General features: G+C 74.1%; 15 protein-coding genes. 4 read left to right on the top strand and 11 right to left on the bottom strand.

Annotated features, from left to right (window positions below):
• The first annotated feature begins 194 nt into the window (after positions 1-194).
• On the top strand, positions 195-1,544 hold the full coding sequence (locus AB0C99_RS33435; protein WP_362483258.1) for an Ig-like domain-containing protein: 1,350 nt from the start codon (positions 195-197) through the stop codon (positions 1,542-1,544).
• Between the two features lie 55 nt (positions 1,545-1,599).
• On the opposite strand, the gene AB0C99_RS33430 is transcribed toward AB0C99_RS33435, so the two are convergent.
• The 6 genes from AB0C99_RS33430 to AB0C99_RS33405 all read right to left on the bottom strand — a co-directional run bounded on the left by AB0C99_RS33430 (position 1,600) and on the right by AB0C99_RS33405 (position 10,166).
• Positions 1,600-4,143, bottom strand: coding sequence for an ATP-dependent Clp protease ATP-binding subunit (locus AB0C99_RS33430; RefSeq protein ID WP_362483257.1), 2,544 nt, complete (start codon positions 4,141-4,143; stop codon positions 1,600-1,602).
• A gap of 132 nt (positions 4,144-4,275) precedes the next feature.
• Positions 4,276-5,832, bottom strand: coding sequence for a threonine/serine exporter family protein (locus AB0C99_RS33425; protein ID WP_362483255.1), 1,557 nt, complete (start codon positions 5,830-5,832; stop codon positions 4,276-4,278).
• A 136-nt stretch (positions 5,833-5,968) separates the two neighbouring features.
• Entirely contained in the window at positions 5,969-6,784 is an 816-nt protein-coding gene (locus tag AB0C99_RS33420; RefSeq protein WP_362483253.1) for an ABC transporter permease, read from the bottom strand.
• Positions 6,785-6,833: 49 nt separating this feature from the next.
• Positions 6,834-7,736: an ABC transporter permease gene (locus AB0C99_RS33415; protein WP_362483251.1), complete on the bottom strand. Its 903-nt coding sequence runs from the start codon at positions 7,734-7,736 to the stop codon at positions 6,834-6,836.
• Between the two features lie 9 nt (positions 7,737-7,745).
• On the bottom strand, positions 7,746-8,945 hold the full coding sequence (locus AB0C99_RS33410) for an ABC transporter substrate-binding protein (protein ID WP_362483249.1): 1,200 nt from the start codon (positions 8,943-8,945) through the stop codon (positions 7,746-7,748).
• An 84-nt stretch (positions 8,946-9,029) separates the two neighbouring features.
• A complete protein-coding gene (locus AB0C99_RS33405) occupies positions 9,030-10,166 on the bottom strand; it encodes an ABC transporter ATP-binding protein (protein ID WP_362483247.1) in 1,137 nt (378 codons plus the stop codon).
• A gap of 179 nt (positions 10,167-10,345) precedes the next feature.
• On the opposite strand from AB0C99_RS33405, the gene AB0C99_RS33400 reads away from it, so the two are divergent.
• Genes AB0C99_RS33400 through AB0C99_RS33390 form a run of 3 tightly spaced genes read left to right on the top strand, consistent with a single transcriptional unit; the run spans position 10,346 to position 12,423 of the window.
• Complete coding sequence (locus tag AB0C99_RS33400) at positions 10,346-11,107, top strand: GntR family transcriptional regulator (protein WP_362483245.1); 762 nt, start codon at positions 10,346-10,348, stop codon at positions 11,105-11,107.
• A complete protein-coding gene (locus tag AB0C99_RS33395; protein ID WP_362483244.1) occupies positions 11,058-11,885 on the top strand; it encodes a cache domain-containing protein in 828 nt (275 codons plus the stop codon). Before AB0C99_RS33400 ends, AB0C99_RS33395 begins: the two co-directional genes overlap by 50 nt.
• 34 nt (positions 11,886-11,919) lie before the next feature.
• Positions 11,920-12,423: a tetratricopeptide repeat protein gene (locus AB0C99_RS33390; RefSeq protein ID WP_362483243.1), complete on the top strand. Its 504-nt coding sequence runs from the start codon at positions 11,920-11,922 to the stop codon at positions 12,421-12,423.
• Between the two features lie 22 nt (positions 12,424-12,445).
• Here the strand turns inward: AB0C99_RS33390 and AB0C99_RS33385 are convergent, their stop codons facing one another.
• The 5 genes from AB0C99_RS33385 to AB0C99_RS33365 form a co-directional block, all read right to left on the bottom strand.
• On the bottom strand, positions 12,446-12,778 hold the full coding sequence (locus tag AB0C99_RS33385; protein WP_362483241.1) for a cupin: 333 nt from the start codon (positions 12,776-12,778) through the stop codon (positions 12,446-12,448).
• Between the two features lie 90 nt (positions 12,779-12,868).
• A complete protein-coding gene (locus AB0C99_RS33380) occupies positions 12,869-14,032 on the bottom strand; it encodes an oxygenase MpaB family protein (RefSeq protein WP_362483239.1) in 1,164 nt (387 codons plus the stop codon).
• Positions 14,033-14,126: 94 nt separating this feature from the next.
• Positions 14,127-15,185 carry a polyprenyl synthetase family protein gene (locus tag AB0C99_RS33375; RefSeq protein WP_362483237.1) on the bottom strand — a complete coding sequence of 353 codons (1,059 nt, stop codon included), beginning with the start codon at positions 15,183-15,185 and terminating at the stop codon, positions 14,127-14,129.
• Positions 15,178-15,456: a polyprenyl synthetase gene (locus tag AB0C99_RS33370; protein WP_362483235.1), complete on the bottom strand. Its 279-nt coding sequence runs from the start codon at positions 15,454-15,456 to the stop codon at positions 15,178-15,180. The genes AB0C99_RS33375 and AB0C99_RS33370 overlap by 8 nt, the downstream gene beginning before the upstream one ends.
• A 140-nt stretch (positions 15,457-15,596) precedes the next feature.
• Positions 15,597-16,931, bottom strand: a complete 1,335-nt coding sequence (locus AB0C99_RS33365; protein ID WP_362483234.1) for an amidohydrolase — start codon at positions 16,929-16,931, stop codon at positions 15,597-15,599.
• Positions 16,932-17,012: the final 81 nt, after the last annotated feature.

Genomic DNA, 17,012 nt, shown 5'->3' with positions numbered 1-17,012 from the left:
TGGTCGACCCCGGCAGGTCGCCGGCCTCGCGCCGATCCTCGCGCCGCCCGCCCCGTTGGTGCTTTCGAGTCGTCTCGCGCCCCTCTCCCGCGCCACGCCCGGTCAGTTGATCATCTTTTCCGCCCCGTATCGGTTCTGATGCACCCGACGGACCGGACCGGACCGGCCCAGGCGAGAAGGGGTGGGTGCCCGACGTGGCGTCACGCAACAGCATCAAGGGATGGGGCGCGCTCTCCCTCGCGGCCGGGGCCGTCCTCGCCCTCAACGCGGCCCAGCCGCCCGCCGCCGGAGCCGCCGCGCCCCGCACGGCGCCCGCGCTCGTCAGCGTCGACGCCTGCCCCGCCGCCGGGGCCCCCGGACTCTGCGCCGTCCCCCGCCGCACCGTCTTCCTGGACACCCGAAGGCCCCCGCTCACCCTCGACGGGCGCACCCCCCTCGGGCCCCTCGCGCTCTCCCTCCGCACGCCCGGACGGCTCGCCGACGTCACCGTCACCGACCACAAGGGGCGTCGGATCGCGGGCGAGCTGAGCGCCGACGGCACCCGCTGGACCAGCGCGGCGCCCCTCCCCGCCGACGCCCGCCTCACCGCGCGGCTCGTCGTCGAGCGCACCGACCCCGGCGCCCCGCACCGGCAGAACGCCCGCCTGGACCTGCGTACCGGAGCGGCACCCGAGGGCGAACGGCTCACCGCCGAGCTCGGCCCCACCCGCGACGGGGGCCCCGGCCCGCAGCTGTACGGGGTCGGCCAACCGCTCACCGCCGAGCTGAGCCACCCGGTGCCCGCCGCCGACACCGAGGCCCGGCGCACGGTCGAGCGCGCCCTCGACGTCCGCTCCACCCCCCGGGTCGACGGCGCCTGGCACTGGGTCGGCCCCAGCACCCTCCACTACCGCCCGCGCGCCTACTGGCCCGCCCACGCCACCGTCCGGGTGCACAGCGCCCTCGACGGGGTCCGGATCACCGACGGGCTCTACGGCGGCCCCTCCGCCCCGCTCACCCTCACCACCGGCGACCACGTCGAGGCCGTCACCGACGTCGCCGCGCACACCCTCACCGTCTACCGCGACGGCCGCGAGATCCGGACCATCCCCGTCACCACCGGCAAGGCCGGCTACCGCACCCGAGGCGGCGTCAAGGTCGTCCTCGGCAAGGAGGCCACCGTCCGGATGCGCGGCGACTCCATCGGCATCGCCCGGGGCAACAAGGACTTCTACGACCTCAAGGTCCGCTGGGCCACCCGGGTGACGTGGAGCGGCGAGTACCTGCACGCCGCCCCCTGGTCGCTCGACTCGCAGGGCAGCGAGAACGTCAGCCACGGCTGCACCGGCATGAGCACCGAGGACGCCGCCTGGTTCTACGACACCGTCCGCGAGGGCGACCTGGTCCGGGTCGTCAACGGCTACGGAGAGGAGATGAGCCCCTTCGACAACGGCTTCGGCGACTGGAACCTGAGCTGGTCCGAGTGGCGCCGCGGCAGCGCCCTCGGCTCCGCGCCCGCCGGCGCCGCGGGCCCCGACACCGGCGCGCTGCGCCCCGCCCTGTGAGCATCTGAGGAGGGAGGGAGCGCAGCCCCACCGGCGCGCCGACACATTCCTGCCCCTACGCCTCCGTCGGCTCCTCCTCCCCCTCCTCCTCCTTCGCCGCGCCCTTCTCGATCCGGCACACCAGCGCGTCGTTCTCGATGTCCGCCACGACCGTGTCCCCGGGGTCCGCCTCGCCGCCCAGCAGCAGCGAGGCGATCCGGTTGTCCAGCTCGGTCTGGATCGTGCGGCGCAGCGGGCGGGCGCCGAACTCCGGCTGGTGGCCGTGGGCCACGAGCAGCTTCTTCGCCGCCTCCGTCACCTCCAGGTCGAGACCCTGCGCCTTCACCCGCCGCTTGCTCTGGTCGATCAGCAGGTCGAAGATCCGCGACAGGTCCTCCTCGCCGAGCCCGTGGAAGATGATCGTCTCGTCGATCCGGTTGAGGAACTCGGGCCGGAAGTAGTCCCGCAGGTCCTGCTTGAGGTCCTCGCGGATCTCGGTCACGTCGCCGTGGTGGGAGAGGATCCGCTGGGCGCCGATGTTCGAGGTCATGATGACCACGCAGTGCCGGAAGTCGACCGTGCGGCCCTGCGCGTCGGTCAGCCGCCCGTCGTCGAGCACCTGGAGCAGCGTGTTGAAGACGTCCGGGTGGGCCTTCTCCACCTCGTCGAAGAGCAGCACGCTGTACGGCTGGCGGCGCACCTTCTCGGTGAGCTGCCCGGCCTCCTCGTGCCCCACGTACCCGGGCGGGGCGCCGACGAGCCGCGAGACCGTGTGCTTCTCCTGGAACTCGCTCATGTCGAAGCGGATCAGCCGGTCCTCGTCGCCGAAGAGCAGCTCGGCCAGCGCCTTCGCCAGCTCCGTCTTGCCGACGCCCGTCGGGCCGAGGAAGAGGAAGGAGCCCACGGGCCGCTTGGGGTCGCCCATGCCCGCCCGGTTGCGCCGCACGGCCTGGGCGATCGCCACGACCGCCTCGTCCTGGCCGACGACCCGGCTGTGCAGGGCGTCCTCCAGCTTGAGCAGCCGCTCCTTCTCGTTCTCCGTCATCTGGCTCACCGGGATGCCGGTGCGCCGCGACAGCACCTCGGCGATGTCCGCGGGGGTGACCTCCAGGACGCCCTCGCGGCGCTCCTCGATGCCCGCCAGCTCGCCTTCGAGGCGGGCGATGTCCTGCTTGATCCCGTTGGCGCGCTCGAAGTCCTCCGCCGCCACCGCCTCGTCCTTCTCGCGGCGCAGCTTGGCCAGCCGGTCCTCGCGCTCGACCGCCTCGGTCGAGCGGCCCAGCGAGCGCAGCCGCACCCGGGCGCCGGTGTGGTCCATGAGGTCGATCGCCTTGTCCGGCAGGAACCGGTCCCGTACGTACCGGTCCGACAGCTCCGCCGCCGCGGCGAGCGCGTCGTCGCCGTACCGCACCTGGTGGTGGGCCTCGTAGCGGTCCCGCAGGCCCTCCAGGATGCCGATGGTCTCCTCGACCGTCGGCTCCGGGATCAGCACCGGCTGGAAGCGCCGCTCCAGCGCCGCGTCCTTCTCCACGTACCGCCGGTACTCGTCGATCGTCGTCGCGCCGACGACGTGCAGCTCCCCGCGCGCGAGGGCAGGCTTCAGCATGTTGCCCGCGTCCATCGCGCCCTCGCCGGAGGCGCCCGCGCCGACCACGGTGTGCAGCTCGTCGATGAACAGGACCGTCGAGTCGGCGGCCTCCTTCACCTCGTCGATGACCTTCTTCAGCCGCTCCTCGAACTGGCCCCGGTACTGCGCCCCGGCGACCAGGCCCGACAGGTCCAGCGCCACCACCCGCCGGCCCTCCAGCGTGCGCGGCACCTCGCCCGCCACGATCCGCTGCGCCAGGCCCTCGACGATCGCGGTCTTGCCGACGCCGGGCTCGCCGATGAGCACCGGGTTGTTCTTCGAGCGGCGGGAGAGAATTTCCACCGTCTGCTCGATCTCCTCCGCCCGGCCCACCACCGGGTCCAGCTTCCCCGCGCGGGCCTCCTCCGTGAGGTCGCGGCCGTACTCGTCCAGGGTCGGCGTCTGCGACTCCGGCTTCGCCGAGGCCGGCGCCTCGGCGCGCGCCTGCCGGTCCGCGGTGGTGCGCAGCGTCCCGACGTCCGTGCCGTACGAGCCGAGCAGCCTGGCCGCGGCCGAGGACGGGCTGTCGAGCAGCGCGCCGAGGATGTGCTCGGGCCCGATGTACGAGACCCCCGACTCCCGCGACCGTTCGTAGGCCCGCAGCAGCACCCGCTTCGCCGCCGGGGTGAGGCCCGGTTCGGCCGAAGGTGTCGCGCTCTCGCCGGGCAGCACCTCGGCGACGGCCTTGCCGAGCTCGTCGGGGTCGGCCCCGGCCCGCGCGAGCAGCCCGCGCGCCGGTTCGACCTGGGTGCAGGCCCACAGCAGGTGCTCGGTGTCGAGGTCGGCGCTGCCGTCCTCGACGGCCTTGTCGGTGGCCCGCCCCAGCAGCTCACGGGCCGAGTCGGTGAGCAGCCGTCCGATCGGCACCCGCTGCACGGCCGGGGGAGAGGCCGCGGGGGACGTGCCGAAGAAGCGGTTCAGCAGGTCGTTGAAGTGGTCGGAGCCGCCGAAGGGGTCGGAACCCCCGAAGGATCCGAAGGGGGACATGGTCATGGAGTGCCGTCCAGGGTGCGTCGACGTCCGGGCAGTTCTGCTTCCACTGGACCAGCAACGGGCCCTTCCCACCTGCCGGAAGCCGGTCACGGACCGTGGCCGGACCCGGGGCCGGCCGCCGGTCGTACGGGCTCACCTCCCGCGTACCGGCCCCGAATCGGCTGCGCCGGCTGAGCCATCCGGGTCACCGGCGGCGGGCGGGGCGGATGGGGTGGACGGGGCGCCCGAGGCCGCCGGGGCGGCCGGACTGGTGGCACCCGTCGCACCCGCCGCACCCGCCGCACCCGCCGCACCCGCCGCACCCGTCGTATCCATCGCACCGGTCGGCTCCACGACATCAAGCAGCCCGACAGGAGACGGCTCGCCGACCCGCAGCCGGGTCCGGCGCTGGAGCCCGGCCCCGACCAGGACGCCCAGGGCGATGGCGGCGACCGTCACCACCGTGTTGATCAGGCTGGACAGCCCGCCGTCGGTGTCCCCCTGGACGATGATCTCGGAGACGCTGGTGAGCCCGATCGCGCCCGGCACGAGCAGCCAGAAGCAGGGCAGGAAGACGACCTGGTCGGGGGTCTTGGAACGGCGCTCGATCCAGCCCGCCATGGGCGGCAGCAGCACTCCGGCGGCGAAGGCGCCGAAGGCCGCGCCGCCCAGCTCGCTCGCGGTCGACTGCACCAGGCGCTCGGTGAGCAGCGCGGCCAGCAGCCAGCCGGTGACCCGGGGCGGCGCCGAGTAGTAGAGCAGGAAGCCGAAGCCGAGCAGGAGCACCCCGGCCCACGGGGCCCAGGCGCCGAGCGCGTGGGACGCCGGCCTGCCGACGGGGTGGGAGGAGACGAGTTCGGTGCCGACCAGGATGCCGAGGGCGAGGAGCAACAGCACGTTGAGGGCGACCGCGAGCCGGGCGATGCCGGACAGGGCGGCGCCGGTGGCCAGTTCGATGGTGCCGAGGGTGAGCGCCGAGCCGGGCAGGAAGGCGATCAGCGGCGGGATGTAGAGGAGGGTGGGCTCCTCGTGCAGGATCGGGCCCGCCCAGCGCAGCGCGACGGCGGTGACGAGGATGGCCGTGACCACCGGCAGCGCCGAGCGGGCGGCCGGCAGCCGGTCCCCGAACAGGCGCAGCAGGCCCACCCCGAGGCCGAGGACCGCGTAGCCCACGACGGCGGCGACGGTCGCGTGCCGGATGGTGCCCAGACCGACCGTCAGCAGGACGTAGCCGAGCACCGTGGTGGCCGGGCTGAACCGCTCGGGCCGCTCCCGCCCCGCCTTCAGCGCCGCCCACACCTCCTCCATCGGCAGCGGCCCCGCGCGCAGCCGGTCCACCAGCGACTGCAGCGCCTCGACCTGGTCCAGGCGCAGGTCCGGGCCCTCGACGGGGGCGAAGTCCAGCTCGCCGCCGCGCCCGTCCAGCCCGCCGCCGACCCGTACGAACAGGCCCGTCGGCACGATGAAGCAGCGGGCGCGCATCCCGTAGCGGGCGGCGATGTCGAGGACGGCGGCCTCCACGTCGGCGGTGCGCTGCCCGGAGCGCAGCAGCTCGGAGCCGATCTCGCAGAGCAGCGCGGCGAGGTCGCGCAGCCGCTCCCGGCCGGCGTCCTCGGCCTCGGGGATCGTGAGCGTGCCGGGGGTACGGCGGCGCAGCGGCCGGATCGAGGCCGCCTTGCGGGCGAGCCCGCGCAGATCGAATGAGGGCAATTGCCGCATTACGGAAAGCTAGCAGCGTTCGGTCCGCCGCGCGCCGCCCCCGCGCCGTGCCCGCTCCGCCCCCGTGCCGCACCCGGAACCGCCCGGCGCGGCGCGGGGAGCCGAAGGCACGACGGGGGGCCGGGGGTCAGACCCGACCCCCGCCCGCCGTGTCCGAGGACAGCCGCTGCGCCGCGTAGATCGGGATCACCGACAGCAGCACCAGCACCGCCGCCACCACGTTCACCACCGGCGCCTGCTGAGGCCGCGTCATGTTGTCGAAGATCCACAGCGGCAGCGTCCGCACCCCCGGCCCGGCCGTGAACGTCGTCACCACCACCTCGTCGAAGGAGAGCGCGAAGGCCAGCAGCCCGCCCGCGAGCAGCGCCGAGCGCATCAGCGGGAAGGTGATGTCCCAGAAGGTCCGGAAGGTGTGCGCGCCCAGGTCCATGGCGGCCTCCTCGTACGAGCCGGGGAGCCGGCGCAGCCGGGCCGTCACGTTGTTGAAGACGACCACGATGCAGAAGGTCGCGTGGCCCACGATCACCGTGAAGAGCCCGAGGCCCACTCCGAGCGGCGCCAGCACCGTCCCGAAGGCCGAGTTCAGCGCGATGCCGGTGACGATCCCGGGCAGTGCGATCGGCAGCACCACCGCGAAGGAGACCGCCTCGCGCCCGAAGAACCGGTGCCGCTGCACCGCGAAGGCGATCAGGGTGCCGAGGACCAGCGCGATCGCGGTCGCCGCCAGTCCCGTGCGCACCGACACCCACAGGGCCTCCCGCGCCCCCTCGTTGTCCCAGGCCGCCGCCCACCAGTCCAGGGTGAGCCCGGGCGGCGGCCAGCTCGCCGAGCGGTCCGGGTTGAGCGAGCCGAGCAGCACCAGCAGCAGCGGCAGGTAGATCACCGCGAAGCCGAGCCCGGCGGCGGTGCGCAGCGCGATCCGGGCGGGACGGGAGAGGTTCATCGGGAGCGGTCCTTCCGCGGACGGGTCCGGCTGACGGTTCGCGGCCCGGTCACAGGCCGCGCAGCGCCCCGGTGCGCCGCACCGCGAGCAGGTAGAGCACGATGACCGCCACCGGCACCGTGCCGAGCGCGGCGGCCATCGGCAGGTCGAGGGTGACGTTCGAATAGACGAGGTTGCCGATCAACTGGGTCTTGCCGCCGACGATCTGCACGGTGATGTAGTCGCCGAGGCTCAGCGAGAAGGTGAACACCGAGCCCGCCGCCACCGCCGGCCACACCACGGGCAGCACCACCGAGACGAAGGTCCGCCCGGCCCGCGCCCCGAGGTCCGCGGAGGCGTGCAGCAGGTTGTCCGGGAGCTGCTCCAGCGCCGTGTGGATCGGCAGGATCATGTACGGCAGCCACAGGTACGTGAGCACCACGACCGTGGCGGTGAGCCCGTAACCGGGGCCGCTCAGCCCCAGCGGGCGCAGCGCCCAGTCGAGCGGTCCGCCCTCGGAGAGGATGAGCCGCCACGCGTACACCTTCACCAGATAGCTGGCCCACAGCGGGGTGAGGATGGCGACCACCAGCAGTGGGCGGCGGCGCGGGCTCGCCACCCGGGCCGTGTAGAAGGCGAGCGGGAAGGCGATGAGCGCGCACAGCACCGTCACGGTCAGCGCCACGCCGACCGTGCGCAGCGCGACCGTCCGGTAGACCGGCGAGGACACCAGCTCCTGGAAGTTACGGCCCGACCAGACCCGTACGACCTCCGAGGTGAAGGAGTCCGTGGTCCAGAACGCCGACAGGAACAGCGCGGCCAGCGAGCCGAGGTAGGCCAGCACCAGCCAGAGCAGCGGCGCGGCGAGCAGGGCGGCGAGCCGGACCCGGGGCCTGCGGTGCAGGGCCCCGGCGAGCCGCCGGACCGGGCCGGCGGCTCGTGGCCCGGCGGGCGCGGGGGAGAGGGTGGTCATGGGACGGTGTCAGCCCTTGATCTCGTTCCACGCCTGCACCCACTTGGCGTACGGGACGCAGGCCACGTCCGTGCGCCCGTCGAGGCACTGCTCGATCGGCGTGGTCCAGAAGTGCACGTTCTTCCAGTACGCCTCGTCGCTCGCGTGGAAGGTGGCGCAGTGCGCCTTGTCGGCGGTCTCGCCGCAGGACCTGGCGTTCGCGGGGGCCTCGCCGAAGTACTCGGCGACCTGGGCGTTGGTCTTCGGCGAGACGATCCAGTCCAGCCACTTGTAGGCGCACGTCGGGTGCTTGGCCTTGGCGGACACCATCCAGGTGTCGGACCAGCCGGTGGAGCCCTCCTTCGGCAGCACCGCCTCGACCTTGGCGCCCTCCGCCTTGGCGAGGTTGGCGATCACCTGCCAGCTGGTGCCGACGACGGAGTCGCCGCTCTTGAAGGCGGAGATCTCCTTCAGATAATCGCTCCAGTACTCGCCGATGTGCTTGTTCTGCGCCTTCAGGAGCTCGACGGAGGCGTCGAACTGCTTCTGGTCGAGCGCGTACGGGTCGGTGATGCCGAGCTCCGGCCGGGTCGCCTTGAGGTAGAGGGCGGCGTCGGCCAGGTAGATGGGCGAGTCGTAGGCGGTCACCTTGCCGCTGTGCGCGGACGCCTTGTCGAAGACGGCGGACCAGGAGTCGGGGGCGGGGACGACCTTGTCCTTGTCGTACATCAGGAGGTTGGCGCCGCGCCCGTGCGGGATGCCGTAGGCGACACCCTTGACGGAGTTCCACTCCTTGTTCTTCAACCCGGCGAAGACGTCGGCGTAGTTCGGGACCAGCGCGGTGTTGACGGGGGCCGCGTCGCCGGAGGCGATCAGGCGCAGCGAGGCGTCGCCGGAGGCGGAGACGGCGTCGTAGGCGCCGGTCTTCATCAGGGCGACCATCTCGTCGGAGGTGGCGGCGGTCTTGGAGTTGACCTGGCAGCCGGTCCGCTTCTCGAAGGCGCTGACCCAGTCGACCTTGGGATCGTTGGAGCCGTCCTCGACGTACCCGGCCCAGGCGACCAGGTTGACCTCGCCCTCGGCGGCGCCGAGGGAGGTCGGCGCCTTGAGCGCGGGCGGGTTGAGACCGCCGGACTTCCCGGCGCCGCCCTGGCCGGTGGAGCCGCAGGCGGTCAGGAGGAGCAGTCCGGAGACGGCGGCGGCCGTCAGGAGCGAGCGGTGCAGGCGCACGGGGGTTCTCCGTTGCGTGAGGGTGCGGTACGGGGAGAGCGGTGCTGCGGTACGGGGAGTAGCGAGCTGCGCTCGCGGACGAGCTCAGCCGCTCTTAGGTGGCGTCCCGGCCTCGGCGGGCGTTGCCGCGCGGGCCGGCGCCGTCGCCGGCGCGCGCCCGGGGTCCTCGCCGGACGCCGGGGCCGGTACGGGCGCCGGGACGCCGACCGCGTGGCGCGGGTGCCAGCGGAGCTCGACCCGGGCGCCCCGGAAGCCGGCGAGGTCGTCGGCGGAGGTGTCCAGGTTCTGCTGGAGGGCGGTGAGCCGCCCGCCCACGTCGAGGTCCACCAGGAAGCGGGTGGCGTCGCCCAGGTAGACCACCTCGGCGACGGTCCCGGCGGCGCGCGTCAGGCCCGGCTCGGCGGGCGCGGCCGGATCCCTGACGACGCGGATCTTCTCCGGCCGGACGCTGTACGTGCCGGAGGCGCCGAGCACGGCCCGCGCGGTCTCGCCGACGAGCAGGTTGGAGGTGCCGACGAAACCGGCGACGAAGGGGCTGGCGGGGCGCTCGTAGATCTCGGCGGGGGAGCCGACCTGCTCGATCCGGCCCTGGTGGAAGACGGCGATCCGGTCGCTCATCGTCAGGGCCTCCTCCTGGTCGTGGGTGACGAACACGAAGGTGATGCCGACCTGCCGCTGGATCGCCTTGAGTTCGACCTGCATCTGCTCGCGCAGCTTGAGGTCGAGCGCGCCGAGCGGCTCGTCGAGCAGCAGCACGCGCGGGCGGCCGACCAGCGCGCGGGCCAGCGCGACGCGCTGCCGCTGGCCGCCGGAGAGCTCGCCGGGGCGGCGCCCGCCGAGCCCTTCGAGGCGGACCTGGGCGAGCGCGGCGCGGGCCCGGACCAGCCGCTCCGCCTTGCCGACCCCGCGCACCTTCAGCGCGTACGCCACGTTCCGCTCGACCGTCATGTGCGGGAAGAGGGCGTAGTCCTGGAAGACGGTGTGCACGTCCCGCTCGAAGGGCGCGAGCCGGGTGACGTCCCGGCCGGCCAGCTCCACGGTGCCCGCGCTCGGGCTCTCGAAACCGGCGATCAGCCGCAGCACGGTGGTCTTGCCCGAGCCGGACGGGCCGAGCATCGAGAAGAACTCGCCGTCGGCGATCTCCAGGTCCACCCCCGCCACCGCCTCGGTGCGGCCGTAGCTCTTGCGCAGTCCCGAGAGCCGGACCGCCATTCCCTGCATGGGCGGGAACCTTTCTGGTGCGGTGGTGCGTTCTGACGAGCGAGAACGTAAACATATGAAGTCATAGTTCAAATCTCAAGACCCCTTTAGGGTAAAGGCTGAGTCAACGCGCGAGGTGGTAGACGGTGAAAACAGACGGCAGACAGGGCGCGGGCGCGCCGGGGAGCGCCCACAGGGCCGTGTTCACTCCGGTCGACACCCGCGCGCGGGTCGACACCGTGGCGCGCAGGCTGGGCGACGCCATAGAGCTCGGCCTCCTCGCCGACGGCGAGCAGCTCCCCGGCGAGGCCGAGCTGGCGGCCCAGCTCGGCGTCTCCACCGTGACCCTGCGGGAGGCCCTCATGGCCCTCCGCCAGCAGGGCCTCGTCACCACCCGCCGGGGCCGGGGCGGCGGCAGCTTCGTCACCGTCCCCGAAGGCCCGCCCGAGCACCGGCTGCGCGCCCGCCTCGTCGACTGGTCCACCGAGGAGCTCCGCGACCTCGGCGACCACTGGGCCGCCGTCTCCGGCGCCGCCGCGCTCCTCGCCGCCCGCCGCACCGGCCCCGGCGAACTGCGCCCGCTCGCCCGGACCGTGGACGAGTTCGCCGCCGCCGAGGACCCCGCAGCCCGCAGCCGCCTCTACGGACGCTTCCACGTGGAGCTGGCCGCCGCCGCCCAGTCCGCCCGCCTCACCCGCGAGGAGATCGCGCTCCAGACCGAGTTGGGCGCCCTGCTCGTCCTCGTCCTCGACGAGCCCGGCCTCTTCGAGCGCGTGGCGGATCGTCACCGCTCCGTGATCTCCGCCGTGCAGGATGAGGCCGACGAACGGGCAAGGATGCTGGCCGAGCAGTGCGTCCGCGAGTCCGTGGACCGGCTGATCGCCCTGCGGCTCGCTCCCGAGGAGGACACCGATGGCCAGGAGCACCGGGCTCGCCCGCCCCGAGAGGACCGCCACCGCTGACCCGCCCCGCCCCGCCGGGCCCGAAGCCGTCGCGCGGCGCGTCCGCGACACCCTGGAGGACGTGTTCGACGCCGTCGCCGCGATCCGCGCCGAGACCACGGCCCTGCTGACCGCCGCGGCGGCCGTCGGCCGGGCCCCCGAATCCGCCGGACTCGCCGCCCTGCGGCCCGGACTGCGCGCGGCGCTCGCCGCCCACCCGCTCGTCTCCGGCGCCGGATTCGTCGCCGCGCCCGGCCTCCTCGACGACGTGCCGGCCTGGCTGGAATGGTGGCAGCGCGGCCCCGAGGGCACCGTCCGCCCGCTGCTCCTCGACCTCGACCCGGCACACTCCGCGTTCGCCGACTACACCCACTGGGACTGGTACGCGCTGCCCCGCGAGACCGGCCGCCGGGCCGTCGCCGGGCCCTACGTCGACTACCTCTGCTCCGAGGAGTACAGCCTCACGCTCTCCGCGCCGGTCCACGTCGACGGCCGCTTCGCCGGGGTCGCCGCCGCCGACGTCTACCTGCGCCACTTCGAGGCGGCCGTGCTGCCCGAGCTCCAGCGGCTCCCCGTCCCCGCCCGCCTGGTGAACGCCCGAGGCCGGGTCGCCGCCTCCACCGACCCCGGCCACCTCGCGGGCTCCCTGACCAAGGGCCCCGACTTCGCGGCCGTCCTGGCCACGGAGGTGGCCCCCGCCCACCGCCACGGCCCGCTGCTCCTGACGCCCTGCGTGGGCACCCCACTGGTCCTGGTGACCCCGGATCAGGATCAGGAGCAGGATCAGCCGGACCGGTGACACCCGGCCGCGCGGCGGATGCCAGGATGACCTCGTGCACACCCAGGACAGAGACACCCGATTGGCCGAGGCGGTCGCCCTGCGCGAGCGCGGCGACCGCGAGGAGGCCCGCGACCGGCTCGTCGCCCTCACCGCCGACCACCCGGACGACCCCGAGATCGCCTACCAGACCGCGTGGGCCCACGACGTCCTCGGCCTGGAGGCCCAGGCCGTGCCGTACTACGAGAAGGCCCTGGCCACCGAGGGCCTCGGCACGGAGGACCGCAGGGGCGCCCTCCTCGGCCTCGGCAGCACGTACCGCACCCTGGGCCGCTACGAGGACGCCGTCACCACCCTGCGGCGCGGCACCGAGGAGTTCCCGGACGACGGCGCGCTGGGCGCCTTCCTCGCGATGGCCCTCTACAACACCGGCCGGCACCACGACTCCACCCGCCTGCTCCTCCGCCTCCTCGCGGAGACCAGCGAGGACCCCGAGGTCCGCCGCTACCGCGCGGCCCTCACGTACTACGCGGAGGACCTCGACCGCGTCGAGGGCTGACGGACGGCTCGCGGGCCAGGCCCTAGTCGTTCACGGTCGTCAGCAGCACCACCGCGTCCTCCAGGGCCGTCAGCCCGTGCCGCTCCTTCGGGATCACCTGGAGGCCGCCCGCCGCCACCTCCTCCGCCCGGCCCGCCGCCGTCAGCGCCACCCGTCCGCGCAGCACCTGGAGGCTCGCGGCGGGCGGCGCGTTGTGCTCGTCCAGCGAGGTGCCCGAGGTCAGGGCGATCACGCTCTGCCGGAGCACCCCGTCGTGCAGCACCAGATGGGCGCTGCGGCCGTGCGGCGCGCTACGTGCCCGCGCGAGGTGCTCGTCGACGAGGGCACCCAGGTCGAAGGGGTCGGGTCGCTGCATCGTGTCTCCCTGTGGGACGCGGACGGTACCCCCAGCCTTCCCCGTGCCGCGCCCACCGCAAGTCGGGCGCGCCGCCGCCCCCGCGCCGGGCTAGGAACCGAGCACCGGCGCGGGCGGGGTCCAGCGGCGGCTGCGGGGGACCGTCGACGCCACGCCGAAGTCGGCTTTCAGGTGCTCGGGGATCGCGTAGTGCATGACCCGCCCCCGGGTCAGCGAGGACAGCTCGAAGACCGTCGTCAGGTGCCCGATCCGGTCGAGCGCCCACGCGCCCAGCGGCGAGTGGTCCTCGACCGTCTCCAGGACCCCCAGCAGGTGGGGCACGGCCTTCACCACGGTGTCCCAGGCGGTGCGCGGGACCTGGAGCCAGTCGGCGGAGGTGTCGCCGACGAGGAAGCGGATCAGCGCCGAGACGACGGGGTCGAAGAAGGTGCCGGGCACGACCTCCTCGTACAGGTCGATGAGCTGCCGGGTCAGCACCGCGCCCTCCTCCGACGGGCCCATGTACCGCAGCATGTAGCCGTCGAGGAACGCCCGCGCCTCGGCGAGGTCCTTCGGCACGGTGTCCTGGTCGACCCCGAGCATCGCGCCGACCACCCGCCACGCGTAGTAGTACGCCTCGGCCCCCTCCGTGGACATGTGGACGCCGAGCCGGTGCAGGCTGTCCAGGACCAGCATCGAGAAGAACATCTGGCCCCCGATCATGTCCTCCTGACAGATCGGCACCCCCAGCGCCGCCGTGTCCCAGCGGTTCTCCCGGATCAGATGGTGGCGGATCGACGCGTGCAGCAGCCGCACCTTCTGCGCGGCGGGCACGAACCGGCCGCCCGCCTCGAAGGCGTCCGGCCGCATCAGGTGCACGGTGAACTGCCCCGTCTCCGCCATCCGCTTCGACGGGTACTTCAGCCCGTGCGTCGTCGACAGCAGCTTCGCCACGTGCGGCACCAGATAGCAGGCGGGCATGGAGGCGAAGGACAGCGCCGTGGTGATGTGCACGTCGTTGTCGATGAAGAAGAGCCGCGCCTTCTCCATCTCCTCCCAGTCCACCCACGCCGGTGCCGCGCTCGTGACGTGCAGGTACTCACGGGCCACGTCGGGCAGCCCGTCCGGCAGCGGCGCCCCGGCGACCGACACGTACCGCATCAGGGTGTTGAACTTCCCGACCTCGCCCCGCTCGAAGAGCGTGGCCACGGTGGCGTCGGCGAGTTCGTCGCCGGCCTGGCGCAGGGCGTCCGTCGACACCTCTGTGGGGGACATGCGGGGGCTCCTTCGGAGAGTTCCGATACGGGAAGAGGGGCGGTACGGGAAGAGGGGCCGCGGTACGGGTCGGGGGTCGCGCTACGGGGCGCGGTCAGGACGGGCGGGTGGTGGCCGAGTGCGCGAGCGTGGTGAGCGCGGCGGCGCCCGCCGGGGGCAGGTCCAGCGGGTCCAGCGCGCCCAGCGCCTCCTCGACCCGCGCGGCGATCATCTCCTCCACCCGCTGGGGCGCCTCCAGCCGCAGCATCAGCGCCCGGACCTCGTCGAGGACTCCGGGCTCCGGCTCCGTACCGCCCGCGCCGAGGAGCGCGCGCAGCCGGTCCCGGTCGGCCGGACCGGCGAGCCGCCACGCCTCCGCGAGCAGGGCCGTCGGCCGGTGCCCGCGCAGGTCGTCGCCGTCGGACTTGCCGGTGCGCGCCGGGTCGCCGAACAGCCCGAGCAGGTCGTCCCGCAACTGGAACGCCTCGCCCAGCGGCAGCCCGTACGCGGTGTACCCCTCGCCCAGCCGCCGCCCGGCCCCGGCCAGCGCGCCGCCGATCAGCAGCGGCTGCTCGACGGTGTACTTGGCGGTCTTGTAGCGGATCACCTTGAGCGAGGCGGCGGTGTCCGGGACGGCGCCCGTGTGCAGGATCTCCAGGCACTCGCCCGCGATCAGCTCCCGCGCGAGCAGTGTCCACAGCGGGCGGGCCCGCCCCAGATAGGCGGCGGGCAGCCCGCTGGTCGTGAACAGCTGCCCCGCCATCGACATCAGCAGGTCGCCGAGGAGCATCGCGAGCGAACGGGCCGCCCCGGCACCGCGCGGGTGGCGCGGCAGCGCGGCGCGCAGCGCCAGGTGGGCGGTGGGGCGGCCGTGCCGCAGCGGGCTGTCGTCGACGAGGTCGTCGTGCACCACGGCCGCCGCGTGGACCAGCTCCAGCGCGGCGGCGGCCCGTACCAGCGCGTCGCTGTCGGGCTGTCCTGCCCCGCGCCAGCCCCAGTAGCAGAACGCGGCCCGCAGCCGCTTGCCGGCCGCGACCGCCGTCTCCAGCTCGACCGCCACCGGCGCCAGCGCCGGGTCGACCGAGGCCAGCAGGTCCGCCTCCCGGGCGACGAACCGGCGCAGTTCGGTGTCGACGCGCTCCTTGAACGCGCCCGGGTCCCACGCCTCAGGCATCCCGCGCGTCCCCACGGGCCACCACGTGCCGGGCCAGCACCTCCAGGTGCGGCGGCGGCGCCGAGGCGTAGCGGTCGAGGGCGAGCCTGCCCCGCGCCCGCAGGTCCCGTTCGGCCTCGGTCGCCAGCTCGGCCGCGTCCGAGCGGCGCAGCAGCCCGCGGACCGTGCCGAGCGCCGAACCCACCGCGTCCACCGCCAGATCGGCGAGCCCCGCGACGAGTAACACGGCCTGCGCGTCCAGGCCCTCGCGGCGGTCCGCTTCCGGAGTCATCCTCGTCCTCCACCCCTGCGGACCGCCCTCGGATCCGCCCCGACCAGGGTGGCGGGGCCGGGGAGGGGAGATCACCGGAACTCACGAACGAGTGAAGGACCGGGAGGCGGACACCCCCGCCGGAGGTCCGCGCGGGAGGGCTACGGCACGGCCAGCGCGCCCGTGAGGTGCGCGTACGCCACCCGCGTGTGCAGCCGGACCCCGGTGACCAGGGTGTCGTCGTCCGCGTAGAAGCCGGGGTTGTGGTTGGTGACGAGCCCGCGACCGCCGGGCAGCGGGACCGGGCGCCCGGCGGCGTCCAGCGCCGCGTCCTGGACGCCGAGCATCACGTACAGCCCGCCGAAGCGGCCGATGAACTCCGAGATGTCGTCGTAGCCCAGCGTCCCGCCGGTCTCCACCATCCGGTGCTCGCCGACGACCGCGCGCAGCGTCGGCAGCGCCGCGGCCACCCAGGGGGCGCTGTTGTGCACGGGCGGCACCGCCTGGAGGTACTCGACCGTCGCCGTGGCCTGGTACGCCGCCGCCGTGTGCTCGGCCAGCGCCGTCAGGCGCCGCTGGACCTCCGCCATGCCGGACTCGTCGGCGCAGCGGACCGTGCCCCACAGGGTGACCGTCTCGCCGATGATGTTGAACCGTCCGACGTCCTCCACGTGCCCGATGGAGACGGTGACCGGGTCGAAGGCGGAGACCTGGCGGTAGAGCTGCCCGATGCCGGTCATCACGGCACCGGCCGCCGGCATCGGGTCGACACCCTGCCAGGGTGTCGACCCGTGCGTCTGCTTGCCGGTGATCACGATCCGGACCAGCGTGGACGCCGCGTACTGGTTGCCGACCCTGTAGGCCACGTACCCCTTCGGGTAGGGCGTGACGTGCATCCCGAACACCATCGTCGGCACCGGCCCGGCGAACGCGCCCGCCGCGACCATCGCCCGCGCCCCGCCCTCCTCGTCGACCGGCGGCCCCTCCTCGGCGGGCTGGAAGACGAACAGGACGGTGCCCGGGAGCCGGTCGCGGGCGCCGGCGAGGACGCTCGCCGCGCCCATCAGCATCGCGGTGTGGCAGTCGTGCCCGCAGGCGTGCGAGACGGGGAACGGCCCGCCCGGATAGGCGGTGTCGACGACCTCGGAGGCGAACTCCGCGCCGCACAGGTCCCGCACCGGCAGGGCGTCGATGTCGGCCCGCAGCGCCACCGTGCGCGGGCCCGGCCGCCCGCCGCGCAGCACCCCGACCACACCGTGGCCCGCGATGCCGGTCCGCACCTCGTCGAGTCCGAGCCCGCGCAGGTGCTCCGCGACGAACCGGGCCGTCTCCACCTCCCGGTTGGGCAGCTCGGGATGCCGGTGCAGATGCCGGCGCCAGCCGACCACCTGCCCCGACACCTTCTCCGCGGCCCGGTCCAGCTCCGCGTGGACCGCGTCGCCGGGCGCTGTCGTGCTTTCGGTCGCTGCCGTCGCGTCCGTCACTTCCGAGCTCACGGGGGCCTCCGTCGCGCCGGTGGATGGTCGGGGGGCGTGCGCCACCAGACTGCCACGCACCCGGTCCCGCCGCCCGGGGTC

Source organism: Streptomyces sp. NPDC048659 (assembly GCF_040650575.1).
Lineage (GTDB): Bacteria > Actinomycetota > Actinomycetes > Streptomycetales > Streptomycetaceae > Streptomyces.
This window is presented reverse-complemented; position numbering and strand designations above follow the sequence as displayed.